This window comes from Allobosea sp. 05T438 (genome assembly GCF_056396025.1).
Map to the genome: position 1 here is coordinate 204,424 of NZ_JBFTKQ010000006.1, position 22,731 is coordinate 227,154.

Below are 22,731 nucleotides of genomic sequence, written 5' to 3' on the forward strand. Positions count from 1 at the left end.
GCTCCGGCCTCAGGCCGAGGGCCCTTCAAAGCGCTTCCAGCCCCAGAGGCCGACGAGCACGATCAGCGATCCGACGAAGGCAGCGATCACATCCCTGAGCGAAATCGCGATGTTGTCGAGGCCCGGCAGAATCTGGAGCCACCGGAAGAGCAGGCCGCCGACCACGGCGCCCGCCAGACCCACGGCGAGATTCCGCAAGAAGCCGAAGCCGCGCCTGTCCCATCTGATCGCGAGGCCAGCCAGGCCGCCGCCGATCACTCCAATGATGATCCAGACAATTACATGATCGAGCGTCTGCATGTTCCCCCCAAGTCGCGATCGATAGCGGCGGGACGTTCGCTTTGCCCGCCCGCAGAAACAACGCTAGAGCATCTCCGCGTTTATTGGATACGCGGAACTGCTTTAGCTCTTTGTTTTAAAGCATTTTCTTTACGCGAAGCGATACCCGCCGCGCTCGAAAATGCTCTAGAACGAGACCCAGTGGCACCGGCGAATAGGCCGTCCCCACCGATCCCAATGAGTCCGGCAAACCCGCCTGCGGGGGCGATTATGGCGGTGCCAGTGCCGATAGTGATGCCGGCGGTGGACCGGGTGGCCCCTGCGATGCTGGGACCAGTCGATCGGCGTCCCGTCCGGCAGCCTGAGTTCCTGATCCGGCGATGGCGTCGGCTGCCGCGGCGCCGCTTCGGCCTCCCGCGCCGGAAGGGCCAGGGCGGAGCCCGTTGCAAGGGCAAGCAATCCGAACAGAAATGAACGTCGTTCCATGGGATGCGCTCCGGACTGGCTTCGGAAAAAGCAGTCTAGAGGCTGTCAGGGGCCATGGGAACGATTTGATGAGGTCGAAGTGGTGGAGATGGGACCGGAAGGTTTGTGTCCTCGCTCCCCTCATTCGCGCAAAATCGCCAGCGTCAAATCACTTCCATGGCCCATAGCAGCCTGTGGAGCGCCCGAAGCCGTGCGGCCAATATCTTCGGCTCCTTGCAAGGCGGCTTTCAAACCATGTCGTTACCGGAACATCTTGGTCAGAATCGCCGCGACATGCTGCAGGGCGACATCCTTCAAGCGTCGACGGTGCCAGGCGAGATGGAGCGTGAAGCCCGGCACCGGCAGCGGCGGCGGGAACGAAACCAGCCCCTCGAAGGATGACAGCACGCGCGAAGGCAGGAGGGCGATCATGTCCGAGCCGTGCAGCAGTGCCTGGACCATCTGGAAATTCGGCACGACGAAGCCGACGCGCCGCGTCAGGCCGCGGCTGGCGAGTTCCGCATCGACGGGAGTGCGCGTATCGCCGCGGCCGGATACGAGAATATGCGGATAGGCCAGCCACGCCGCGAGACCGAACGCGGCTTCGGCCGGGTGACCGCGGCGCATCGCGACGGCATAGTGTTCGACCAGAAGCTCCTCGCGATGGAGGTCATCCTCCGCCGGCGGAAATACGGAAATGGCGATATCGCTGGTGCCCTCGACCAGGGCCGCGCGGGCAGTATCGGCGCCATGCCACGGCTGGATCACGATATCGATCCCCGGTGCCGAACGCTGCAGCTTCTCCTGCAACGGGCCGATCAGGAACACGGCCGGATAGTCGGCCGTGGTGATGCGCAAGGTCAGGCGGATTTCCGCGAGCGGCACCTGCGGCGGATCGACGAGTTCCGTCACGCCGGCCAGCAGCGATTTCAGCGGGGCGCGCAGTGATTCCGCCTTTGGCGTCAGGAACATCGTTCCCCGGCCACGTTCGAGAAGCTCGTCCCGAAACAGATGGCGGCAACGCTGCAGCGCTGCGGATGTGGCCGGCTGCGACAGCCCGAGCCGATCGGTTGCACGGCTGACATGCGCCTCGTCCAGAAGCGCGTCGAGAACCACCAGGAGATTGAGATCGAGGGACCTTAAATTCATAGGTTCGATAATATGATAGATCGATAATCGATTGGAAGAATTTCTTGTTTGACCGCAGGGTCGTCCCGCCACCGCAGGAGACGACCATGACCAAGACGCTCATCCTCCTCTTCCACCGCGACCTATCCCAGTCCAACGCCAATGCCGCACTGGTTGCGGCAGCCGGCAGGCTGCCCGGCGTCGAGATCGTCGACATGCAGGCGAGTTATCCGGGCGGGATCGAGATCTTCCGCGACGCCGAGCGCGAGGCCGACCGCCTGCTCGCGGCCGACCGGATCGTGCTGCAGTTCCCGATCCAGTGGTATTCGACGCCGGCATTGTTGAAGGCCTGGCAGGACGCCGTGCTGACCCGGATGTTCTATCTTGCCTATGAGACGGAAGGGCGGTTGCTCGAAGGAACGCCCCTGATGCTGGCCGCGACCGCAGGCAACGTGCCTGAGGCCTACCGGCCGGGCGGCCGGAACATGTTCCCGATGATCGAGCTGCTCGCCCCGCTGCGCGCCACCGCAAATCGCTGCGGCCTGTTGTGGAGCGAGCCCTTTATCCTCTACCGGGCGGACAAGCTCCCGCAGCGCGCGCTTGACGCCGCCGCCATGGACTACGCCATCGCTCTGGAGCGATGGATCGCGGAAACACCCGTGCCCCGCCCGAAAGCCGCCTGAGTCAGGGCCGCGCCACGACGAGGCGCAGCGAGCCTTCGAAATTCGGCTGGCTGCGCAGGAAGCCGTAGCAGGAATCCCAGGCGCCGGATTCGATGTCGCCCCGCAAATGGGCGATCGACGCCGCGCTCTCGGCTTCGCTCACGAAGCTCCAGGCGGAGCAGGCCGAGCGTGCACCCGGCTCCAGGAAGAGTTCCGGCCGGCCGTAATACGCCTCGTTGAAGCCATCGCGGCAGGCGAGGGGAATCGGCACCGCGATGATCTCGACATCGCCGCCCAGCACCTTGCCGATATGCCCGAGCGAGGGATAGCGCCGTGCCTCCGTCGCCAGGACGTTGGGGGCGTAGTGATTGAGCCAGAAGGCTTCCACCAACTCCGGGTCGCAGGAGAGGATCACGACCGGGCCGCGCGTTACGCGGCGCATCTCGCGCAGGCCCGCATCGAGATCCTGCCATTGATGCACGGTGAAGGTCGCCATGCTCGCGTCGAAGGATTGGTCGGGGAAGGGCAGTCTCTCGGCCATCGCATCGATGGCCACGGCAATGCCGGCCGGCCGCTGCGCCCGCATCGAGGCGGAAGGCTCGACCGCCGTGACGTCGCGGTTGCGCGGCTCATAGGAACCTGCGCCGGCCCCGACATTGAGGATGCGACCGGCCGGGCCGAGCGCGCTCTCGATCAGGGCGGCGATGGCAGGCTCCGGCTGGCGGTAGGAGGCATAGCCCTGGCCGATCCGGCCGTAATCGGCGTCTCCGGCGCTGCCATCGGCGCGGCGCAGGCCGGCCATGGGGTTCAGCTCATTCATCACGCAAGGTCTCCGAAGCGAGGGAACGCCAGAGCGGCAGGATATGGTCTCGAGTCAGCGGGGCGAGCGCGACAGCCGGCGGCTGGCCGGGCTCCAGCCACGCGATCTCCGCAATCTCGGCGGCCGGACGCGGCTTTGCGGGCAAAGCGAGCGTGAAGATCTCCGCCTCGACCGTGAATCCGGGTTCGTTGGCGGCCGGTGCAGTGAAATGACCCTGATAGCGCGGCTCATCGCGGGAGATGGAAAAACCGAGCTCCTCCCGAAGCTCGCGGAGCAACGCGTCCAGCGGCTGCTCGCCGGGCTCAATCTTGCCGCCCGGCTGCATGAAGGCCGTGGTTGCGCGCTTCCTGACAAGAAGCAGGCGCTGGCGTTCGTCGGTCAGCAGAGCGGCCGCGATGCGCAGCCGCCGGATCGTCCCGCTCAAAGGTCGATTCCCTTTCAGATGGCGCGGGGGGAGGATTGCCATGACCCGCCTGCATTCGGAAAGGGCTTTGGCGCCGGCCTGTCGATGGTGGTAGGACAGCCCTCGGACTCAAAGACCTTCAGCGAGACGCAGAGCCATGTTCGAGGCCCATCGCATCGACGCGACCGACAAGGCCGCATTCTATCGCGAGCTGGCGGCCCAGCTCGAAGCCCTGCTCGCCGGGGAGAGCGACCCGATCGCCAACGCAGCCAACACCTCGGCGCTGCTCTACCAGATGATGCCGGAGTTGAATTGGGCCGGCTTCTATCTGATGCGAGACGGCGAGCTCGTGCTCGGCCCCTTCCAGGGCAAGCCGGCCTGCGTGCGCATACCCGTCGGGAAGGGCGTCTGCGGAACCGCAGTGGCGCGCCGAGCCTCGATGCTGGTCGAGGACGTCCATGCTTTTCCCGGCCATATCGCCTGCGACTCGGCCTCCCGTTCGGAGCTTGTCGTCCCGCTGATCGGCCGTGACGGCGTCATCGGAGTGATCGATCTCGACAGCCCCTCGGTCGCGCGTTTCGACGCCGCCGACCAGGCCGGGATCGAACGCATGGCAGTGATCTATCTCACCGCCTGCGGCGAGGGCGCCGATCTCGCCGAAGCCTCCTGAGCGGCTCCGGTGCCGTCGCTCAGCCTGCGCATCGAGCTCGATCCCGAGGGGCGGATCGGCCCCGGCAAGATCGAATTGCTCGAGCAGATCGCGGCGCAGGGCTCGATCTCGGCCGCGGGCAGGGCGATGGCTATGTCCTACCGGCGGGCCTGGGAGCTGGTCGAGGAGCTGAACACATTGTTCGGCAAGCCGGTGGTCGAGCGCCAGACCGGCGGTCGCAACGGCGGCGGAGCCCGCGTGACCGATCTCGGCCAGGCCTTGATCATGCGCTTCCGGGCTGTCGAGCAGGCCGCCACCGCAGCAGCGAGCGAACACCTCGCCGCGCTTCAGGCCGAGATCGATCGGCCGACGGATTCCTGACGGGCGACCCGGCGCACAGCCCTGCATCCATCGAATAACGGCTATGTGGGAATTTCCCGATCGCCTTTGGCGTCGGAAAGGTGACCGCGCACAAGCACAGCTCAAGGCTAGTTAGCCTTGACATACGGACCCTATTCGAACAGGCGTATCGCATATGCAGAATAGGTGCTGCAAGTCTTTTTTGTAATTTTTCCAATGAGGAAGCAGCGGAGTCTCAGATATTCGGAATGATCTCTTGGCGCGAGGCCTGTGGCCTTGTGCAAAGAGCGCAAACCGACAGACTCCGAGCCGGCGGCGGCTGGGTAAGCTTACCTCCAGCGAAGACTGGACTTGGTGATGATGCGCGCGTTTCGTCTGGCTCTCGTCGCGGCGGGTCTCTCGGCACTGTCCGGGCTGGCCGTCCAGGCTCAGGGCCAGCCGGCCCAGGCTCCGGCCGCGGCCCCGCCTCCCGCCGCTCAAGTTCAGCCGGCCACCCCGACAAACCCGCTGCCTTCGGTTCCGTCACAGTTCGGCATGAACCCGCCGAGCACCGCGCATCCGCCGCTGACGACGGAGGCTCCATCGGCTCCCGCCGCCGCGCCGGCGGCGACGGCGGTGCTGCCGCACGACCTGTCGCCCTGGGGCATGTTCATGGCGGCCGACATCGTCGTGAAGGCCGTGATGCTCGGCCTCGCCTTCGCCTCGCTGGTGACCTGGACGATCTGGTTCGCCAAGGCGATGGAGCTCGCCGCCGCGAAGGCCGCGGCCGGACGCGCGTTGCGCCGCATCGAGGCGGCGGACAGCCTGAACGCCGCAACCGGCGCCGCCGCTTCCAAGAACGGCAAGCTGCGCGGCGCCGTCGGCGAGCTTCTCAACGCCGCGCTCTCCGAGACGCGCCGCTCGGCCGATCTCGGCGAGGACGGCATCAAGGAGCGCGTCGCCATCGCGCTTTCCCGGATCGAGGCCCGCGCCGGTCGCTCCATGGCGCGCGGAACGGGGCTGCTCGCGACCATAGGCTCGACGGCCCCCTTCGTCGGCCTGTTCGGCACGGTCTGGGGCATCATGAATTCGTTCATCGGCATCAGCCAGGCGAAGACGACCAACCTCGCGGTCGTGGCGCCGGGCATCGCCGAGGCGCTGCTGGCGACCGCGATCGGCCTCGTCGCGGCGATCCCCGCCGTCATCATCTACAATGTCTTCGCCCGCGCGATCACCGGCTATCGCGCCACCCTGTCGGACGCTTCAGGCGAAATTCTGCGCCATCTCTCGCGCGATCTCGAACGGCGCCAGCGCGCGCTCGCGCCAACCTCGCGCTCGGCCTCCTCGGCATCGGCGGCCGCGTCCGCCTCCGCAGCGCTTGTGCCGGCGGAGTGAGCCATGGCCGTTTCCCTCAAGGACCCGCAGGACGGCGATCTCGGCGAAGTCAGCGAGATCAACGTCACGCCCTTCATCGACGTCATCCTGGTGCTGCTGATCATCTTCATGGTGGCCGCGCCGCTCTCCACGGTCGACGTCGCGGTCGATCTGCCGGTGTCGAACGCGCAGCCGCAGCCGCGGCCGGATACACCTGTCTTCCTGACCGTGAAGAGCGACCTCTCGCTCGCCCTCGGCAACGACACCGTGCCGCGCGAAACCCTGCAGGCGACGCTCGACCAGCGCACGAACCGGGACCGCGAGCAGCGCGTCTTCCTGCGTGCCGACGGCACCGTCGCCTATCGCGAGCTGATGGATGTGATGAACCTGCTGCGTAACGCCGGTTACCTCAAGATCGCGCTCGTCGGCCTCGAGGACACCGGGCAAGGCGCTGCTGCGGGGACCAAGCCATGAGCCTGGAGCGCCGCTCGCTGTCGCGCTTCGCACCGGCGGCGCTGCGCTGGAGCGTGGCGGCGCTCGTGGTGGCGAGCGCCCATGGCGCGGCCGGCTGGGTCGTGGCCAACTGGCAGCGTGCCGAGGCCGCTATGGGCACGCCGCCCGCCGCCGTCATGATCGAGCTCGCCCCGCTCGCCGTCGCGCCCGAGGCGCCGCAGCGGGATGTCGCGCCGGGGCCGGAGATGGTCGAGGCGCAGCCCGAGCCCGAACCGCCAACACCCGAGCCGGTCGAGCAACCCAAGGAGCCCGAGCCTCCACCGCCGGAGCCTGAACCGGTCGCGATCCCAGAACCCGAGATCAAAATCCCCGAGCTGCCCTCGCTGCCTGACGCCGCCGCCCTGCTGACGCCGCCGCCAAAGGAGCAGCCGAAGCCGCCGGAGGCAAAGCCAAAGCCCAAGCCCAAGCCGAAGGTCGTCGAGCGCCGAAAGCCGCTGGACCCGGACAGGCCGAAGGCCGAGCAGACCACGGCGCCGGTCGCACAGGCGCAGGCCGCTGCGCAAGCAGCCGCTCCTGCCTCGGGCTCCCCGAGCGCTTCGCCGGCCGCCAATGCCAGCTGGCGCGGTTCCCTGATCGCCCATCTCAACCGCTTCAAGCGCTTCCCGAACGGCGCCAGCCCCGGAACCGTCCAGGTCGCCTTCAGCATCGACCGTGGCGGCCGGGTTCTCTCGGCCCGGCTGGTCCGCGGCTCGGGAGACGCCGCACTGGACGAGGAGGCGGTCGCGATGATTCGACGGGCGAGCCCGGTGCCGGCACCGCCGGACGGGATTGGCGGCAGCTCGATCGCGCTCGCGGTGCCCGTCCGGTTTTCGCGCTGAGGCAGGTCTGGAACCGGAGGGCCGCATGCGCGTATCACGTGTGCAGCCCGTGCGCAGAGGAGACGCGGCATGAGTATCGGAAAGCTCGTCGCCGGCGCTCTCCTTGCGCTCGCGTGCAGCGGCTGCGTGACGGATGCCGAGCTGCGCGCGGCCGACGAGGCGCGTTGCCACTCTTTCGGTTTCCGGACATCGAGCGAAGGGTTCGCGAACTGCCTGCTGCAGCTCGACCTCAATCGCGCGGCGGATCGGCGCGCTCGTTTCGACCGGTATGATGCACCGCCGGGCTGGTACTACGGCGGCCGCTGGTGGTGAGCGCAGGAGCTCTCAGGCAAGAAAAAAGGGCCGCGCCGGAAAGCGCAGCCCAAGTCTAGGGAGGAAACGCCCAAGGAGGGCGACGCAGCATCTCTGCTGCGCTGAGCAATAAATAAGTGCGCTACCTCGCTGCCGCAAGAGAAAAAGGGCAGCAGCACTGACTTATTTTTCACCTGTCGTCATGTCTTTGAAATCAAAACATTTTACCGCGATTCAGCGATTGCCGCGCCGCGTTTCTGGGCAGCCCCGCTTCTGCTGCATTGCCGAGAAGCAGTTGACAATCAGTCAGCATGGAATTTCATATGCACTCATATGAATTCCGCTCCTGCCGCGTCTGGCGGCGGGTGGTATCGGCGCGGATCGCGGCCGAAGCGGAGCGAAGGACAGCCTGATGCAGATCGATCGTCGCAGTTTCATCGCCGGCGTCGCCGCCGTCGGAACGCCCGGCCTGGTACGCGCCCAGGGCGCAGGGCCGATCCGCATCGGGGAGATCAACAGCTATACCGCCCAACCGGCCTTCCTGAAACCCTATCGCCAGGCCTGGGAACTGGCGCAGGAGCAGATCAATGCGGCCGGCGGCGTGCTCGGCCGCAAGCTCGAGACGGTCTTCCGCGACGACGCCGGCAAGCCGGAAGACGCAGTGCGCCACGCTGCCGATCTCGCCACCGCCGAGAAGGTCGACATCATCGCCGGCGGCTTCCTCTCCAATGTCGGCCTCGCGCTCGCGGATTACGCCAACCAGAACAAGCGGCTCTATGTCGCCTCCGAGCCGCTGGCCGACGCGCTCGTCTGGTCGAAGGGCAACCGCTACACCTTCCGCCTGCGCCCCTCGACCTACATGCAGGCCGCGATGCTGGTCGAGGAAGCGGCCAAGCTCCCGGCCAAGAAATGGGCGATCGTTGCGCCGAACTACGAATACGGCCAGTCGGCAGTGAAATGGTTCAAAGAATTGCTCCTGAAGGCGCGCCCCGACGTGACCTTCGTCGCCGAGCAGTTCCCGGCGCTCGGCCGTATCGATGCCGGCGCCACCGTCCAGGCGCTGGAGGCGGCCAAGCCGGAGGCGATCTTCAACGTCACCTTCGCGGTCGATCTCGCCAATTTCGTCCGCGCCGGCAACACGCGCGGCCTGTTCGAGGGGCGCCAGGTCGTCTCGATGCTGACCGGCGAGCCGGAATATCTCGACACGCTCGGCGCCGAGACGCCGGAGGGCTGGATCATCACCGGCTATCCGCATGCCGACCTGCAGACGCCGGAGCACGTCAAGTTCCGCGACGCCTACAAGGCGAAGTACAACGACTATCCGCGGCTGGGCTCGGTCGTCGGCTACGAGACGGTGCAGGCCATCGCGGCCGCGCTGGCGAAGGCGGGCTCCACCGACAACGAGAAGCTGGTCGACGCCTTCGAGGGGCTGAAGTTCGGCTCGGCCTTCGGCCCGATCGAATTCCGCAAGATCGACCACCAGTCGACGCTCGGCGCCTATGTCGGCAAGAGCGCGCAAAGGAACGGCAAGGGCGTAATGGTCGACTGGAGCTATCGCGACGGCGCCAAATACCTGCCTGGTGATGACGAGGTCCGCAAGCTGCGCCCGGCCGTCTGAGTTCGGCGGGGCGCCGCGCGTCATGCTCGGGCTTGACCCGAGCATCTCTTGACGCCTGAGGCTCCTGAGCCTCTTTGGGCGGGAGATTCTCGGGTCTACGCTTCGCTTCGCCCGAGAATGACGGAGCGAAGCGCCGGTGCGATTCGGAACTCGCCCCCGTCAAGCCCTCCTCCATCTGAGATCGATCGCCCGCCCGAGACGACATGCTGGATCTCGTCCTCACCCAGACCCTGAACGGCCTGGCCTCGGCGTCGTCGCTGTTCCTGGTCGCGTGCGGGCTGTCGATCATCTTCGGCGTCACGCGGATCGTGAACTTCGCCCATGGCTCGCTCTACATGCTGGGCGGCTATCTGGCCTTCACGCTGGTGACGTATTTCGGCCCGGCCGATGCCTTCGGCTTCTGGGGCGGCGTGGTGTTGGCCGTGCTGCTCACAGGCCTCGTCGGCGCGCTGATCGAGGTCACGATACTCAGGCGGATCTATCAGGCTCCGGAGCTGTTCCAGCTGCTCGCCACCTTCGGTGTCGTGCTGATGCTGCAGGACATCGCGCTGGCGATATGGGGGCCGGAGGACAAGCTCGGTCCGCGCGCGCCCGGCTTCAAAGGTTTCGTCTTCCTGTTCGACGGCCGCTTCCCGAGCTACGATCTGTTCCTGATCGCGGTCGGTCCGGTCGTGCTCGGACTGATCTGGCTCCTGTTCCACCGGACGCGCTGGGGCGTGCTGATCCGGGCCGCGACTGAAGACCGTGAGATGGTCAGCGCGCTCGGCGTCAACCAGCGCCTGCTCTTCACCTCGGTCTTCGCGTTCGGTGCAGCCCTTGCGGGGCTGGGCGGTGCGCTCCAGCTCCCGCGCGAGGCGATCAACCTGCACATGGACCTGTCCATGATCGCGGAGGCTTTCGTCGTGGTCGTGGTCGGCGGGCTGGGCAGCGTGACCGGCGCCTATCTCGCCGCCGTCCTGATCGGGGTGCTCCACGCCTTCGGCATCCTGATCCTGCCCAAGATCACGCTTGTCCTCGTCTTCCTGGTGATGGCGGCGGTTCTGATCGCCCGGCCCCACGGCCTGCTCGGCAAGGCCGCTGCCGAGCCGCGCGGCCATGCCGGCCAGCTCTTCCTGCTGCGCCCGGCCAACGGCGCGGCCAGGGCGTTTGGGGCCGTGGCGCTCGTCCTGCTGATCCTTGCGCCGCTCCTTGTGCCGGATCATCTCGTCCTGACGCTGACCGATCTGGTGATCTTCGCGGTCTTCGCCGCCTCGCTGCATCTGCTGATGGGGCCCGGCGGCATCATCTCCTTCGGCCATGCCGCCTATTTCGGCCTCGGCGCCTATGGTGCGGCGCTGGCGGTGAAATGGTTGGGCGCATCGATGGAGCCGGCCTTGGTGCTGGCACCGCTGATGGCGGGCGTCGCCGGCGCGATCTTCGGCTGGTTCTGCGTGCGGCTCTCGGGCGTCTATCTGGCCATGCTGACCCTGGCCTTCGCCCAGATCGCCTGGGCCACGGCCTTCCAATGGGTGGATCTGACCGGCGGCGACAACGGCATCCTCGGTGTCTGGCCCTCGGCCTGGGCGGTTTCCAAGACAGCCTTCTATTATCTCGCGCTCGCCATCGCCGTGCTCGTGATCCTGGCGCTCCGCCTCATCATCTTCGCGCCCTTCGGCTATTCCCTGCGCGCCGGCCGCGACAGCCCCTTGCGGGCGGAGGCGATCGGCCTCGATGTCGGGCACTTGCAATGGGCCGCTTTCGTCATCGCCGCGCTCGCGGCCGGTATCGCAGGGGGGCTTTTCGCCTTCTCGAAAGGCTCGGTCTTCCCGACCTATATGGCGATTCCGCGCTCGGTCGACGCGTTGCTGATGGTGCTGCTCGGCGGCGTCCAGACCGTGGCCGGGCCGGTCGTCGGCGCCTTCGCCTATATGGGGCTGAACGAACAGCTCGCGAAGATGACGGCCTATTGGCGATTCGGCCTCGGGCTGTCGATCGTGTTGCTGGTCGTCCTGTTCCCGCGCGGGCTCGTCGGCACCTGGCTGTTCTGGCGTGCCCGGCGCGAGAGCGCCGCACCGGAGGCGGCTGCAAGATGAGCGCGCCCGTGCCTGCCGTGCTGGAGGCCCGCGACCTTGCCCGATCCTTCGGCGGCGTGAAGGCGGTCGATGGCGTGTCGTTCTCGGTCGAAGCGGGAAAGCTCGTCGCCCTGATCGGCCCCAACGGCGCCGGCAAGACGACCTGCTTCAACATGTTGAACGGGCAACTCAAGCCCGATCGCGGCGAGATCCTGCTGGAGGGCCGCCCGATTACCGGGCTCGCGCCGCGCAAGGTCTGGCGACTCGGAGTTGGCCGCACCTTCCAGATCACCGCGACCTTCGCCTCGATGACCGTGCGCGAGAACGTCCAGATGGCGCTGATCTCGCATGCCGGCGAGAGCTGGCGCCTTTTCGGCCGCGCCAACCGGCGCCACAGTGAGGCGGCGGACGGGCTGCTCGATCAGGTCGGCATGCGCGAGCAGGCCGAACGCGCCTGCGGCGTGCTGGCCTATGGCGACCTGAAGCGGGTCGAACTCGCCATCGCGCTCGCCAATGCGCCGAAGCTCTTGCTGATGGACGAGCCCACCGCCGGCATGGCGCCGCAGGAGCGGATTGCGCTGATGGCACTGACCGCCGGCATCGCCAGGGAGCGCGGCATCGCCGTGCTGTTCACCGAGCACGACATGGATGTCGTCTTCGCCCATGCCGACCGCGTGCTGGTGCTCGACCGCGGCCGGCTGATCGCGTCCGGGACCAGCGCCGAGGTCCGCAACGACCCGCAGGTCCGTGCCGTCTATCTCGGCTCCGGCGCGACGTCGGGAGGGCACTGATGGCGCCGCTGCTTGAACTCTCCCGCGTCGAGGCCTGGTATGGCCGCGCCCAGATCCTGCATGGTGTCGGCTTTTCGGTCGGAAGTGGCGAGGTCGTGGCGCTGATGGGCCGCAACGGTGCCGGCAAGTCGACGACGATGAAGACGGTGATGGGGCTGGTGCCGCAGCCGCGCGGCACGATCCGCTTCGAAGGCAAGGAGATCGCCGGCCGCGAGCCCTTCGCCATCGCCCGCCTCGGCGTCGGTTATGTCCCGGAGGATCGTCGCGTCTTCTCGGAGCTGACGGTGATGGAGAACCTCGAGGTCGGGCGCCAGCCGCCGCGGACCGGCGCGCCGCACTGGACACCGGAGAGGCTGTTCGACCTCTTCCCCAATCTCGGGCGCATGCGCGACCGGCCGGGCGGCGCGATGTCGGGCGGCGAGCAGCAGATGCTGACGATCGCCCGCACGCTGATGGGCAATCCGCGCCTGCTGCTGCTCGACGAGCCCTCGGAAGGGCTCGCGCCGATCATTGTCGAGGCGATGGCCGAGACGATCCGCGTGTTGAAGGACGAAGGGTTGTCCGTGCTGCTCTCCGAGCAGAACCTGCATTTCGCCGGCAGCGTCGCCGACCGCGCCGTCATCATCGAGAAGGGGCTGATCCGCTTCGACGATACGATGGCGGCGCTCAAGTCCGACGAGGCGGCGCGGAGCCAGTATCTGGCGGTTTGAAGCCGGCGAGCAGGCGCCGCATCAGATCGAGCAAGGGCGCGACTTCCCGATCCTTGATCGGATCGAGGGCGGCGATTGTGATCGCCTTGGCGCGCTCGACATAACCCGGCAATTGCTCGCGCCCGCGTGGGCCGAGCTGCACCAGCACACGCCGCTTGTCGTCGCGATCGTGCAGGCGCTCGACCAGTCCGCGTTCTTCCAGGCGCGTCACCACGCCCCGGATGGTGGCCGGGTCCATCGCGGTCATGCGGCCGAGCTGGTTCTGGGAAATCCGCCCATCGGCGGCAAGCCGGCACAGGACCGCGAATTGCGGCGGCGTCGGCCCGTCCTCGCCCATCATCTGCTGGAACATCGCGACATAGCGCTGCTGCATCTGCCGCAGCAGGAAGCCGAACTGCTCGTCCAGCACATAGCCGGCCAGATCGACGGGTTCGGGAACAGTGGAATCAGCCTGACCGCTGGCCGAGCGGTGATGCCGGCCCAGTCCGCCGTCCGACTCTTCTGCGCGATCCATGCTTGCTCCGGGCGGACGATTCTGCCGGCTGGCGGCAGAGCCCCATTGTCCCGGATCATGTGTGTTCGTTCAATCGGCAAGGCAACGCAGCCACAGCCGTCATGCTCGGGCCTGACCCGAGCACCTCGTGAAGGAAGGGCGCCTCTACCCGCACGAGATTCCCGGGTCGCCGCTGCGCGGCGCCCGAGAATGACGGCGAGGTTCCGTCGCGCTCAGCCCAGCGACATGGTCAGCGGCGGCTTGACCTCGGGCGGCAGCGGCGAGGTGTAGCCCTCCTTGCCGAGGCGGGCCTTGTGGTCGGCCTTGGCGGCTTCCATCAGCGCCGGGTCGCTGAGCACGGCAGCGCCGGTCGCGGCCATCGCCTTGGCGACATGGACCATCGCCTTGTGCGCGGCGGGCGACTTGCCCTGCGCCACCACCTGCCAGGTGTGGAAGGGCGTGCCCATCGCCACGGTCGGCGCATGGGCCTGCACGGTCGGCACCGCCCAGCTGACGTCGCCGATATCGGTCGAGCCGATCGCCGGGTTGCGCTTGGCATCGCGCGGCACGAGGAAGTCGGCGAGCGGCGTGCCGGTATCCGGCATGCCGATCGTGCGCCAGATCGATGCGATCTCCTGCGGCGAGAGTGTCGCGCGGATCTTCTCGGCATAGGCCTTGTCGGCGTCGTCGAAATGCGGCGCGCCGAGATCTTCCATGACCTTGTGCATGGCTTCCTCAAGCGGCGTATTGGCGACGAGGTCGGAAACGGCGCTGACGATGCGCATCTCCATCTTGGTTTCCGTCATCAGCGCCGCGCCTTCGGCGATCTTCTTCACGCGCTGGACGAGCTCGAGCATGCCGCGCAGGTCGCGGGCGCGGATCGAATAGCGCACGCGGGCATGGGCCTGCACGACGTTCGGCGCGATGCCACCGGTGTCGAGCAGCGCGTAATGCACGCGCGCATCGCTCGGCATGTGCTCGCGCATGTAGTTGACGCCGACATTCATCAGCTCGACGGCGTCGAGCGCTGAGCGGCCGAGATGGGGGGCAGCAGCGGCATGCGAGGCGCGACCGGTGAAGACGAAATCGGCGCGGGTATTGGCGAGCGCCAGCGCTGGAGCGACCTCCCAGAAGCTCGACGGGTGCCAGCTGATGGCGACATCGGCGTCGTCGAAGGCGCCGGCGCGGACCATGAACGCCTTGGCGGCTCCGCCTTCCTCGGCCGGGCAGCCATAATAGCGCACGCGGCCGGGGATCTTGTTCTCGGCGAGCCAATCTTTCATCGCGACAGCGGCGAGCATCGCGGCGGAGCCGAGCAGGTTATGGCCGCAGCCGTGGCCATGGCCGTTGGTCTCGATTTCCTTGTGCTCGGAAGCCCCGGCTTCCTGCGAGAGGCCGGGCAGGGCATCGTATTCGCCGAGGAAGGCGATGACCGGGCCGCCTTCACCGGCCTCGCCGATCACGGCGGTCGGGATGTCGGCGACGTTCTCGGTGATGCGGAAGCCCTGGTGCTTCAGCTCCGCGATATGCTCGGCGACCGAGCGCTTCTCGGTGTAGCACACCTCCGGCATGCCCCAGACCCGGTCGCTCAGGGCGATCAGGCGCTCCTTGTTCGCATCGACATGCCGCCAGAGATCGTTTCGATTGTCCATTGTCGTTCCGCCTAGAGCCCGTTCCGAACGGGGCGCGGGCTCTCTGTCATTTGTTGAGAGACGGATTCACCGGGCAGGTCGCGTTGGCCTGACCGGATCCGGCTCATGTGGGCAGCGGCATATGAGCAATCTCGGCCTGCGGCGTCCAGACCGAAGGCGCATGGCGGAACAGCGTCTCAGGCCTTGGCTTGCACCGGCGAGGCGGCCGCGAAATCGGCCAGGATGGGACAGTCCGGCCGATGGTCGCCATGGCAATGCGTCGCCAGGTGCCGCAGCGTGTCGGCCATCGCCTTGAGCTCGGCCGCCTTTTCCTCGAGCTCGCGCACATGGGCCATGGCGAGGCGCTTCACATCGGCGCTGGCGCGGCTCTTGTCGCGCCAGAGCGTCAGCAGCTCGCGCGTCTCGTCCAGCGAGAAGCCGAGATCGCGGGAGCGGCGCACGAAGCGCAACGTATGCACGTCCTCATCGGCATAGACCCGGTACTGCGCCGCCGTGCGGGCCGGCGGGGTGATCAGCCCGATGCTCTCGTAATAGCGGATCATCTTGGCGCTGACGCCGGAGCGGGTTGCGGCTTCGCCGATATTCATCTCAGGCCTCCACCTGAAAGCGCTTCAACCTGAGCGCATTGCTGACGACGCTGACGCTCGACAGGGCCATGGCGAGCCCGGCGAAAACCGGCGAGAGCAGGATGCCGAAGGCCGGGTAGAGTACGCCGGCCGCGACCGGGATCAGCAGGGCATTGTAGCCGAAGGCCCAGGCCAGATTCTGGCGGATATTGGCGATCACGGCCTGCGACAGCGCGATGGCGCGCGGCACTCCCATGACGTCGCCCGACATCAACACGACATCGGCGCTCTCGATCGCGATATCCGTGCCGGTGCCGATGGCGATTCCGACATCGGCCTGGGCGAGGGCAGGCGCGTCGTTGATGCCGTCGCCGACGAAGGCGACCTTGGCGCCGCCCTTCTGCAGCGCCTTCACCACCTCGGCCTTGTCGGTCGGCAGCACCTCGGCGCGGACCTCATCGATGCCGAGCTGGCGCGCCACGGCCTCGGCCGTGCGCCGGTCGTCGCCGGTCACCATCGCGACCTTGAGCCCAAGCTTGTGCAGCGCTGCGATAGCGGCGGGCGTGGTCTCCTTCACCGCGTCGGCGACGGCGATGACGGCGGCGATCCGGCCGTCGATCGCGGCATAGAGCGGGGTCTTGCCGGCCTCGGCCAGCGCCTTGGCGCGGGCCGCGAAGGGCGCGGTATCGAGCTTTGCCTCTTCCATCAGCCTGTGGCCGCCGATCGCGACCTTGCGACCTTCGACCGTCGCGGTAACCCCGCGGCCGGGATCGCTGGCGAAATCAGCCGGCTCGGCGAGCGCAAGACCGCGTGCCTTGGCCGCCGCGACGAGCGCCAGCGCCAGTGGATGCTCCGAGCGGTTCTCGGCCGAGCCGACGAGACGCAGCACTTCGTCGGCCGCGAACCCCGAAGCCGGCTCGATATCGGTGAGTTCCGGCTTGCCCTTGGTCAGCGTTCCCGTCTTGTCGAGGGCGACGATCTGGACGTCCTTCAGCGCCTGCAAGGCGTCGCCCTGCCGGAACAGGATGCCGAGCTCGGCGCCCCGGCCGGTGCCGACCATGATCGAGGTCGGGGTCGCCAGGCCCATGGCGCAGGGGCAGGCGATGATCAGCAGCGCGACGGCATTGACCAGCGCATGCGACAGGGCCGGGCTCGGCCCGAAGCTCAGCCAGACCAGGAAGGTCGCCAGCGCCAGAGCGATCACGACCGGGACGAACCAGAGGGTGACGCGGTCGACCAGCGCCTGGATCGGCAGCTTGGCGCCCTGAGCGGCCTGCACGGTCCGCACGATCTGGGCCAGCAGCGTATCGGAGCCGACCTTTTGCGCCGTGAAGCGCAGCGCGCCCGAGCCGTTGACGGTGCCGCCGGTGACGGTGCTGCCGGCTTCCTTGCGCACAGGCGCAGGTTCGCCGGTGATCATCGATTCATCGACGAAGGAGGTGCCGTCCGTGACCTCGCCATCGACCGGGACGCGCTCGCCCGGCCTGAGGATGACGACGTCGCTGGGGCGGACGCTCTCGACCGGGATATCGCTCTCGGCGCCGTCGCGCAGCACGCGGGCCGTCTTGGGCTGGAGCGCGATCAGGCTGCGGATGGCTGCGCCGGTGCGGCCCTTGGCGCGGGCCTCGAACCAGCGGCCGAGCAGGATCAGCGTCACGATGACCGCGCCGGATTCGAAATAGGTGCCTTCCGTGCCCGCCGGCAGCAGGTTCGGCAGGAAGGTCGCGACCGTCGAATAGAGATAGGCCGCGCCGGTGCCGAGCATGACGAGCGAGTTCATGTCGGGCGCAGCCCGCAGCAGCGCCGGAAAGCCCTTGCGCAGGAAGACGAGTCCTGGCCCGAACTGCACGATGGTCGCCAGCACGAAGGAGGCAACGCGGACGTTCCACTCGCCGAATGTGCCGGCGAGCCAATGGTGCAGGGCAGGGACCATGTGGCTGCCCATCTCGACGACGAGCAGCGGCAGCGTCAGCAGTCCGGCAATGATGACGGAGCGGAGCAGCTTGCCCTGTTCCTCATCCTTGGCAGCCTGCTGCCGCGCGGTGGAATCGCCATCGGCCGCGACCATCGGGCTCGCCTCATAGCCGGCGCCGGCCACAGCCTTGACGAGGGCCGGGATGATATCGTCGCCGGCGAGCGTCTTCACGCTGGCGCGCTCGGTCGCGAGGTTCACGGTCGCCTCGACGACGCCGGGCACGGCGCGCAGGGCCTTCTCGACATGCCCGACGCAGGAGGCGCAGGTCATGCCGGAAACAGACAATTCGATCGTGTTCTCGACCGGGGTATAGCCGCTCTGGCGGACGGCCGCTTCGACCTGCTTCAGATCGGTGCCGCCCTTGGCGAAGGTGATATGGGCCCGGTCGGTCGCGAGATTGACCGCGACCGCATCGACGCCCGGCACAGCCGCGATGGCGCGCTCGACATGCGCGACGCAACTGGCACAGGTCATGCCCTCGACGCCCAGATCGAGCGTCTCGAGGTCGTTCCTGCTCCTGTCGATGACCGTCATCGCCGTCTCCTTCATGGTGATGACAAGCCATATGGGGCTTCCCATTATGGGAAGGTCAAGGGGTGATATGATGCCATTTGAAAGTTCTGAGCGCTGGCTTGGCCGTCATGCTCGGGCTTGACCCGAGCATCTCCTGCAAGAAGAGGCACCAGCGCCTTCTCATCATGAGATCCTCGGGTCTGCGCTTCGCTCCGCCCGAGAATGACGGCGCGGCTCCAGCTGAATTGCGCGTCCGGCTCAGGGCATCTCGACAGAGACGCTCTTGATCACCGCATGGACCGGTTTTCCCTGGACGAGACCGAGCAAGGCGACGGATTTCGCCGTCAGCCGGGCCGCCAGCTTGGCCTCGTCGCAGGCGACGAGCAGATGCACGGTGCTGCCGCCGAAACCGCTCCGCTCGCCGATCTCGGAGACGGTTCCGGGCAGAACATTGAGCGCGCTGACCTCCCCGGGGCGGCCGAGGCTGAGCATGACGTCGCTCGCCAGGATGCGGATCTTGATCCGCTCACCCTGTCGAAGCGCGCCGCGCGCAATCGTCAGCGGCCCGGCCGGTGTCGTGAGCCGCGCCAGCCCGAAGGCTTCCTCGAAGCCGGCGACCTCGGCCGAGAGCAAGGTGCTCGCTTCGGGTGCACCCGGCCGCGCCGCCAGATCGGGCCGGGCGAGGATCTCGGCCGTGGGACCGCAAGCGGCGATGCGCCCGTTCTCGACCATGGCGACGGTCGTGGCAAGGCGCGCGACTTCCGCCAGTGCATGCGAGACATAGACGATGGGGATGCCGCCCTCGTCGCGCAGTCGCTCGATATGCGGCAGGATCTCCGCCTTGCGCGCTTCGTCGAGCGCCGCGAGCGGCTCGTCCATCAGCAGCAGGCGCGGTTGCGCCAGCAAAGCGCGGCCGATGGCGACGCGCTGCTTCTCGCCGCCGGAGAGGGTCCCCGGCCGCCGCCGCAGCAGATGGCCGATGCCGAGCAATTCCAGCACCTTGTCGAGCTCGGCCGGCTTGCGCTGGGCGCGCGGCACGAACCAATGGCCGAACAGCAGGTTCTGCCGGACGGTGAGATGCGGGAAAAGCCGGGCCTCCTGAAAGACGTAGCCGATGCGCCGGCGATGCTTCGGCAGGAAGATGCCGCGCTCGGTATCGACCAGCGTCTCGCCATCGACACGAACGTGGCCGGCATCCGGGCGGATCAACCCGCCGATGACATTGACCAGCGAGGTCTTGCCCGAACCCGAACTACCGAACAGGGCGGTCAGGCGCCCGTCGGAGGTAAAGGCGGCATCGAGCTTGAAGTCGCCGAGCCGGTGCCTGACGGCGATGTCGAGAGCGGGCTTCATTCGATGTCGATCCGGCGGCCCACCATGCGCGCCATCAATTCGGACAGGAAGAGCGCCGTGACCGAGATCGCGATCGAGATCAGCGTCAGCCGCATCGCGCCGGCGTCGCCGCCCGGGACCTGGGTGAAGGTGTAGATCGCCGAAGGCAGCGTCTGCGTCTCGCCGGGGATGTTGGAGACGAAGGTGATCGTCGCGCCGAATTCGCCCATCGCCTTGGCGAAGCACAGAATCATGCCGGCGATGATGCCGGGCAGGCAGAGCGGCAGGGTGACGACGAAGAAGACCCAGATCGGGCTGGCGCCAAGCGTGCCGGCGGCGGCTTCCAGCTTGCGGTCGACCGCCTCGATCGAGAGCCGGATGGCCCGGACCATGAGCGGAAAGCCCATCACGCCGCAAGCCAGCGCCGCGCCGGTCCAGCGAAACGAGAGCACGATCCCGAACCAGTCATAGAGGAACTGCCCGATCGGCCCACGCCGGCCGAAGCCGATGAGCAGCAGATAGCCCGTCACCACCGGCGGCAGGATCAGCGGCATGTGGACGATGGCGTCGAGCAGGGACTTGCCCCAGAAGCGCCCACGCGCCAGCAGAAGCGCGACGCCAAGCCCGAGCGGCAGGCTCGCGACCATGGCGGTGCTGGCGACGATGAGGCTGAGCCTCACCGCCGTCCACTCTTCCGGGGAGAGCGAAAAAAAGCMGCTCGCRAAGAGCTGGCAGCCTTGTTGAGAACCGTGAAGCCTTGCTTCTCGAAGACCGGCTTGGCGGCAGGGCTGCGCAGATAGGTCAGGAAGGCCTGCGCGTCGGGATTGGCCGATTCCTTGGTGATGGCGACGGGATAGACGATCGGCGGGTGCGAATCTTCGGGGAAGGTCGCGACGACCTTGACCTGCGGGTCGGCAGCGGCGTCCGTCGCATAGACGATGCCGAGCGGCGCCTCGCCCCGTGAGACCAGCAGCAGCGCGGCACGGACATTGTCGGCCTGCGCGATCTTGTCCTTCACCTTGTCCCAGGCGCCGAGCTTCTCCAGCGCCGCCTTGCCGTATTTGCCGGCCGGAACGGAATCGACATTGCCCATGGCGAGGCGGCCGGCGCCCACGGCACCGGCGACATCGACGCCGGGCTTGAGATCGAGCTTGGCGGTCGAATCCTTGCCGCCGACCAGCACGATGCGGTTGGCGAGCAGGCTGACGCGCGTATCGGGCTTGATCAGGTTCTTGGCTGCCGCATAGTCCATCCAGTCGAGGTCGGCCGAGACGAAAAGATCGGCCGGGGCGCCGTTCTCCAGCTGCTTCGCCAGGGTGTTGCTGGCGGCATAGGAGATCTTCGGAGCGGGCTTTCCGCTCTCCTTGACCCAGTTGGCCGCGGCCTCGTCGAGCGCATTCTTCATGCTGGCGGCGGCGAAGATGACGAGGTCCTTCGTCTGCGCCTGCGCGGCATCGAAGGCAGGGGCAAAGCTCACGGCAAGGGCCAGGCCCATGCCCAGCAGGGTGCGACGCTTCAACATGCTGTTCCTCGCTGTCTTTATCGTTGTATATCGATGGATATAACGATGGTTGCAGCGCGCCCGGAGCCAAGTCAAGCAGCCGCAGCGACCGACTTGCCGCAAGGAGAGGCCCAGCCATGAAGATCAGCGCGCGCAACCAGCTCAAGGGCAAGATCGTCGAGATCACCAAAGGTGCGACGACGGCCCATGTCCGCATCGATATCGGCGGCGCGATTGTGACGTCCTCGATCACCAACGCGGCGGTGGACGATCTCAAGCTGACCGTCGGCAAGGAAGCCTATGCCGTGGTGAAAGCTTCCGACGTGATGATCGCGATCGACTGAGGTTTTTGAACCGCTCGGATCGCGGGAACCGTCATTGCGAGGAGCGGAGCGACGAAGCAATCCAGGGTCCGCAGGGCTGGACGGCTCAACCCAGTCCCCTGGATTGCCTCGCTGCGCCCGCAATGACGGCGAAGCTGATCGAGGGCGGTTCCGGGAGGTTCTTTCAGCATGGTCCGCGAGAACGAGATCCGCGAAAAGGAAGTCGCCGTCGCGCCGCCGCAGGCGACCGATGCCGGCCTCGTCTTCATCGGGACCATCCGCACGCCCTGGACCTCACGGCTGACCTGTCCGCGCCAGGGCAGGGCGGACGGACCGATCTGCCGCATCGAGCTCTTCCCGCCCTGGGACGAAGCTCTTGAGGGCATCGAGCGCTTCGAGCGGCTCGAGGCGCTCTACTGGCTGCATCAGTCGCGCCGCGACCTCATCCGTCAGAGCCCTGCCAACAATGGCGAGACCCACGGCACCTTCGCCCTGCGCACGCCGGTGCGGCCCAACCCGATCGGCACCTCGATCGCGACGCTGGTCGCGCGGGAAGGGCGGGTGCTGCTGGTGCGCGGGCTCGACTGCCTCGACGAGACGCCGCTCCTCGACATCAAGCCTGACCGCACGCTCTTCACCCCGATCGCCCCGCCGCAGCCCGGCGATTTCGAGACAGGTTGAGATGGGACCTGTTCGAGGTGCGGCTGTCACTCCGGGGTTAGGCCGCAGGCCTGAGCACGGAGCCCATCAATAAGACATTTGCCGTCATGGTCGGGCTTGTCCCGACCATCCACGTCTTTGCTGGCCGAATGTTGCGTTCAAGACGTGGATGCTCGCCACAAGGGCGAGCATGACGATCGGGAACGACGGCCTTTCTACATACCCAGCCAGCGGGTCTACCCGTGCGGGTGCTTGTGGATCGGGTCGACCCAATAGACCTCTTCCGGCTGCTCGACCGGGTCGACATCGGTGATGTTGACCACCACCGCCTCATTGTCCGAGCGCACCAGCACGCATTGCAGCGGCTCGTCCGGGCTCGCATTGATCTCCTGATGCGGCACGAAGGGCGGGACGTAGATGAAATCGCCCGGCCCCGCCTCGGCGACGAACTCCAGCCGCTCACCCCAGCGCATCCGCGCCTTGCCGCTCACCACGTAGATCACGCTTTCGAGTTCGCCGTGATGGTGCACGCCCGTCTTGGCATTGGGCTGGATGGCGACGGTGCCGGCCCAGATCTTCTGCGCGCCGACGCGGGCGTGGTTGATCGCGGCCTGCCGGAACATGCCCGGCGTCTGCGCGGTGTTGGGATCGAGCTTGTCGCCGGAGATCACGCGCACGCCGTCATGCTTCCAGCGCGGCTCGTCATGGGAATGGTCGTGTGGATGGTCGTGATCGTGCGGATGGTCATGGCTCATGACGATCTCCCGATAAGAGGATCGCAGCCCTCATCCCGAGGGCTGCGAAT

Annotated in this window: 25 protein-coding genes; 13 read left to right on the forward strand and 12 right to left on the reverse strand. The window is 67.2% G+C overall.

Annotated features, from left to right (window positions below; translation table 11 throughout):
• Nucleotides 1-9 precede the first annotated feature (9 nt).
• Entirely contained in the window at nucleotides 10-300 is a 291-nt protein-coding gene (locus AC1DIN_RS15150; protein ID WP_441471004.1) for a GlsB/YeaQ/YmgE family stress response membrane protein, read from the reverse strand.
• A 705-nt stretch (nucleotides 301-1,005) separates the two neighbouring features.
• Entirely contained in the window at nucleotides 1,006-1,893 is an 888-nt protein-coding gene (locus AC1DIN_RS15155; protein WP_476810364.1) for a LysR family transcriptional regulator, read from the reverse strand.
• An 86-nt stretch (nucleotides 1,894-1,979) separates the two neighbouring features.
• Here AC1DIN_RS15155 and AC1DIN_RS15160 point away from each other — a divergent pair, with 86 nt between their 5' ends.
• Entirely contained in the window at nucleotides 1,980-2,555 is a 576-nt protein-coding gene (locus tag AC1DIN_RS15160; RefSeq protein ID WP_476810365.1) for an NAD(P)H-dependent oxidoreductase, read from the forward strand.
• A 1-nt stretch (nucleotide 2,556) separates the two neighbouring features.
• Here the strand turns inward: AC1DIN_RS15160 and AC1DIN_RS15165 are convergent, their stop codons facing one another.
• The gene (locus tag AC1DIN_RS15165) at nucleotides 2,557-3,354 is read right to left on the reverse strand and encodes a class I SAM-dependent methyltransferase (RefSeq protein ID WP_476810366.1); all 798 of its coding nucleotides are present in this window, start codon (nucleotides 3,352-3,354) and stop codon (nucleotides 2,557-2,559) included.
• On the reverse strand, nucleotides 3,347-3,820 hold the full coding sequence (locus tag AC1DIN_RS15170; protein ID WP_476810367.1) for an NUDIX hydrolase: 474 nt from the start codon (nucleotides 3,818-3,820) through the stop codon (nucleotides 3,347-3,349). The genes AC1DIN_RS15165 and AC1DIN_RS15170 overlap by 8 nt, the downstream gene beginning before the upstream one ends.
• A 94-nt stretch (nucleotides 3,821-3,914) precedes the next feature.
• Here AC1DIN_RS15170 and AC1DIN_RS15175 point away from each other — a divergent pair, with 94 nt between their 5' ends.
• From AC1DIN_RS15175 to AC1DIN_RS15220, 10 genes are all read left to right on the forward strand, one after another.
• Nucleotides 3,915-4,427 (forward strand): GAF domain-containing protein, encoded by a 513-nt coding sequence (locus tag AC1DIN_RS15175; RefSeq protein WP_476810368.1) that lies wholly within the window; start codon nucleotides 3,915-3,917, stop codon nucleotides 4,425-4,427.
• Nucleotides 4,428-4,436: 9 nt separating this feature from the next.
• Nucleotides 4,437-4,787: a winged helix-turn-helix domain-containing protein gene (locus AC1DIN_RS15180; protein WP_441471010.1), complete on the forward strand. Its 351-nt coding sequence runs from the start codon at nucleotides 4,437-4,439 to the stop codon at nucleotides 4,785-4,787.
• Nucleotides 4,788-5,123: 336 nt separating this feature from the next.
• On the forward strand, nucleotides 5,124-6,140 hold the full coding sequence (exbB, locus tag AC1DIN_RS15185) for a tonB-system energizer ExbB (RefSeq protein WP_476810369.1): 1,017 nt from the start codon (nucleotides 5,124-5,126) through the stop codon (nucleotides 6,138-6,140).
• A 3-nt stretch (nucleotides 6,141-6,143) separates the two neighbouring features.
• Nucleotides 6,144-6,593: a TonB system transport protein ExbD gene (exbD, locus tag AC1DIN_RS15190; protein WP_441471012.1), complete on the forward strand. Its 450-nt coding sequence runs from the start codon at nucleotides 6,144-6,146 to the stop codon at nucleotides 6,591-6,593.
• A complete protein-coding gene (locus AC1DIN_RS15195; protein WP_476810370.1) occupies nucleotides 6,590-7,450 on the forward strand; it encodes an energy transducer TonB family protein in 861 nt (286 codons plus the stop codon). The genes exbD and AC1DIN_RS15195 overlap by 4 nt, the downstream gene beginning before the upstream one ends.
• Before the next feature lie 69 nt (nucleotides 7,451-7,519).
• Complete coding sequence (locus AC1DIN_RS15200; protein ID WP_476810371.1) at nucleotides 7,520-7,762, forward strand: hypothetical protein; 243 nt, start codon at nucleotides 7,520-7,522, stop codon at nucleotides 7,760-7,762.
• Between the two features lie 391 nt (nucleotides 7,763-8,153).
• On the forward strand, nucleotides 8,154-9,359 hold the full coding sequence (locus AC1DIN_RS15205) for an ABC transporter substrate-binding protein (protein WP_476810372.1): 1,206 nt from the start codon (nucleotides 8,154-8,156) through the stop codon (nucleotides 9,357-9,359).
• Nucleotides 9,360-9,565: 206 nt separating this feature from the next.
• Entirely contained in the window at nucleotides 9,566-11,431 is a 1,866-nt protein-coding gene (locus AC1DIN_RS15210; protein ID WP_476810426.1) for an ABC transporter permease, read from the forward strand.
• Nucleotides 11,428-12,201 (forward strand): ABC transporter ATP-binding protein, encoded by a 774-nt coding sequence (locus AC1DIN_RS15215; protein ID WP_441471016.1) that lies wholly within the window; start codon nucleotides 11,428-11,430, stop codon nucleotides 12,199-12,201. The genes AC1DIN_RS15210 and AC1DIN_RS15215 overlap by 4 nt, the downstream gene beginning before the upstream one ends.
• On the forward strand, nucleotides 12,201-12,911 hold the full coding sequence (locus tag AC1DIN_RS15220; protein ID WP_476810373.1) for an ABC transporter ATP-binding protein: 711 nt from the start codon (nucleotides 12,201-12,203) through the stop codon (nucleotides 12,909-12,911). The genes AC1DIN_RS15215 and AC1DIN_RS15220 overlap by 1 nt, the downstream gene beginning before the upstream one ends.
• Here AC1DIN_RS15220 and AC1DIN_RS15225 read toward each other — a convergent pair.
• The 7 genes from AC1DIN_RS15225 to modA form a co-directional block, all read right to left on the reverse strand.
• Nucleotides 12,868-13,425: a MarR family winged helix-turn-helix transcriptional regulator gene (locus tag AC1DIN_RS15225; RefSeq protein WP_476810374.1), complete on the reverse strand. Its 558-nt coding sequence runs from the start codon at nucleotides 13,423-13,425 to the stop codon at nucleotides 12,868-12,870. The two genes, AC1DIN_RS15220 and AC1DIN_RS15225, sit on opposite strands and share 44 nt — an antisense overlap.
• A gap of 212 nt (nucleotides 13,426-13,637) precedes the next feature.
• Nucleotides 13,638-15,056: a M20 family metallopeptidase gene (locus tag AC1DIN_RS15230; protein ID WP_476810375.1), complete on the reverse strand. Its 1,419-nt coding sequence runs from the start codon at nucleotides 15,054-15,056 to the stop codon at nucleotides 13,638-13,640.
• A 176-nt stretch (nucleotides 15,057-15,232) separates the two neighbouring features.
• Entirely contained in the window at nucleotides 15,233-15,643 is a 411-nt protein-coding gene (gene cueR / locus AC1DIN_RS15235) for a Cu(I)-responsive transcriptional regulator (RefSeq protein ID WP_441471020.1), read from the reverse strand.
• A gap of 1 nt (nucleotide 15,644) precedes the next feature.
• Entirely contained in the window at nucleotides 15,645-18,131 is a 2,487-nt protein-coding gene (locus tag AC1DIN_RS15240) for a heavy metal translocating P-type ATPase (RefSeq protein WP_476810376.1), read from the reverse strand.
• Between the two features lie 237 nt (nucleotides 18,132-18,368).
• Nucleotides 18,369-19,463, reverse strand: coding sequence for a molybdenum ABC transporter ATP-binding protein (modC, locus tag AC1DIN_RS15245; RefSeq protein WP_476810377.1), 1,095 nt, complete (start codon nucleotides 19,461-19,463; stop codon nucleotides 18,369-18,371).
• On the reverse strand, nucleotides 19,460-20,122 hold the full coding sequence (modB, locus tag AC1DIN_RS15250; RefSeq protein ID WP_476810378.1) for a molybdate ABC transporter permease subunit: 663 nt from the start codon (nucleotides 20,120-20,122) through the stop codon (nucleotides 19,460-19,462). Before modB ends, modC begins: the two co-directional genes overlap by 4 nt.
• A complete protein-coding gene (gene modA / locus AC1DIN_RS15255) occupies nucleotides 20,119-20,964 on the reverse strand; it encodes a molybdate ABC transporter substrate-binding protein (protein WP_476810379.1) in 846 nt (281 codons plus the stop codon). The genes modB and modA overlap by 4 nt, the downstream gene beginning before the upstream one ends.
• 116 nt (nucleotides 20,965-21,080) lie before the next feature.
• Between modA and AC1DIN_RS15260 the strand changes: the two genes are divergently transcribed.
• Nucleotides 21,081-21,287, forward strand: a complete 207-nt coding sequence (locus tag AC1DIN_RS15260; RefSeq protein WP_441471025.1) for a TOBE domain-containing protein — start codon at nucleotides 21,081-21,083, stop codon at nucleotides 21,285-21,287.
• 168 nt (nucleotides 21,288-21,455) lie between these two features.
• The gene (gene tsaA / locus AC1DIN_RS15265) at nucleotides 21,456-21,947 is read left to right on the forward strand and encodes a tRNA (N6-threonylcarbamoyladenosine(37)-N6)-methyltransferase TrmO (RefSeq protein WP_476810380.1); all 492 of its coding nucleotides are present in this window, start codon (nucleotides 21,456-21,458) and stop codon (nucleotides 21,945-21,947) included.
• A gap of 215 nt (nucleotides 21,948-22,162) precedes the next feature.
• Here the strand turns inward: tsaA and AC1DIN_RS15270 are convergent, their stop codons facing one another.
• Complete coding sequence (locus tag AC1DIN_RS15270) at nucleotides 22,163-22,681, reverse strand: cupin domain-containing protein (protein ID WP_476810381.1); 519 nt, start codon at nucleotides 22,679-22,681, stop codon at nucleotides 22,163-22,165.
• Nucleotides 22,682-22,731 lie beyond the last annotated feature (50 nt).

Excerpts from the sequence above, each read along its gene's own strand:
- AC1DIN_RS15150 (WP_441471004.1), bottom strand. The coding sequence starts at position 300 with ATGCAGACGCTCGATCATGTAATTGTCTGGATCATCATTGGAGTGATC.
- AC1DIN_RS15155 (WP_476810364.1), bottom strand. The coding sequence starts at position 1,893 with ATGAATTTAAGGTCCCTCGATCTCAATCTCCTGGTGGTTCTCGACGCG.
- AC1DIN_RS15160 (WP_476810365.1), top strand. The coding sequence starts at position 1,980 with ATGACCAAGACGCTCATCCTCCTCTTCCACCGCGACCTATCCCAGTCC.
- AC1DIN_RS15165 (WP_476810366.1), bottom strand. The coding sequence starts at position 3,354 with ATGAATGAGCTGAACCCCATGGCCGGCCTGCGCCGCGCCGATGGCAGC.
- AC1DIN_RS15170 (WP_476810367.1), bottom strand. The coding sequence starts at position 3,820 with ATGGCAATCCTCCCCCCGCGCCATCTGAAAGGGAATCGACCTTTGAGC.
- AC1DIN_RS15175 (WP_476810368.1), top strand. The coding sequence starts at position 3,915 with ATGTTCGAGGCCCATCGCATCGACGCGACCGACAAGGCCGCATTCTAT.
- exbB (WP_476810369.1), top strand. The coding sequence starts at position 5,124 with ATGATGCGCGCGTTTCGTCTGGCTCTCGTCGCGGCGGGTCTCTCGGCA.
- exbD (WP_441471012.1), top strand. The coding sequence starts at position 6,144 with ATGGCCGTTTCCCTCAAGGACCCGCAGGACGGCGATCTCGGCGAAGTC.
- AC1DIN_RS15195 (WP_476810370.1), top strand. The coding sequence starts at position 6,590 with ATGAGCCTGGAGCGCCGCTCGCTGTCGCGCTTCGCACCGGCGGCGCTG.
- AC1DIN_RS15200 (WP_476810371.1), top strand. The coding sequence starts at position 7,520 with ATGAGTATCGGAAAGCTCGTCGCCGGCGCTCTCCTTGCGCTCGCGTGC.
- AC1DIN_RS15205 (WP_476810372.1), top strand. The coding sequence starts at position 8,154 with ATGCAGATCGATCGTCGCAGTTTCATCGCCGGCGTCGCCGCCGTCGGA.
- AC1DIN_RS15215 (WP_441471016.1), top strand. The coding sequence starts at position 11,428 with ATGAGCGCGCCCGTGCCTGCCGTGCTGGAGGCCCGCGACCTTGCCCGA.
- AC1DIN_RS15220 (WP_476810373.1), top strand. The coding sequence starts at position 12,201 with ATGGCGCCGCTGCTTGAACTCTCCCGCGTCGAGGCCTGGTATGGCCGC.
- AC1DIN_RS15225 (WP_476810374.1), bottom strand. The coding sequence starts at position 13,425 with ATGGATCGCGCAGAAGAGTCGGACGGCGGACTGGGCCGGCATCACCGC.
- AC1DIN_RS15230 (WP_476810375.1), bottom strand. The coding sequence starts at position 15,056 with ATGGACAATCGAAACGATCTCTGGCGGCATGTCGATGCGAACAAGGAG.
- cueR (WP_441471020.1), bottom strand. The coding sequence starts at position 15,643 with ATGAATATCGGCGAAGCCGCAACCCGCTCCGGCGTCAGCGCCAAGATG.
- AC1DIN_RS15240 (WP_476810376.1), bottom strand. The coding sequence starts at position 18,131 with ATGACGGTCATCGACAGGAGCAGGAACGACCTCGAGACGCTCGATCTG.
- modC (WP_476810377.1), bottom strand. The coding sequence starts at position 19,463 with ATGAAGCCCGCTCTCGACATCGCCGTCAGGCACCGGCTCGGCGACTTC.
- AC1DIN_RS15260 (WP_441471025.1), top strand. The coding sequence starts at position 21,081 with ATGAAGATCAGCGCGCGCAACCAGCTCAAGGGCAAGATCGTCGAGATC.
- tsaA (WP_476810380.1), top strand. The coding sequence starts at position 21,456 with ATGGTCCGCGAGAACGAGATCCGCGAAAAGGAAGTCGCCGTCGCGCCG.
- AC1DIN_RS15270 (WP_476810381.1), bottom strand. The coding sequence starts at position 22,681 with ATGAGCCATGACCATCCGCACGATCACGACCATCCACACGACCATTCC.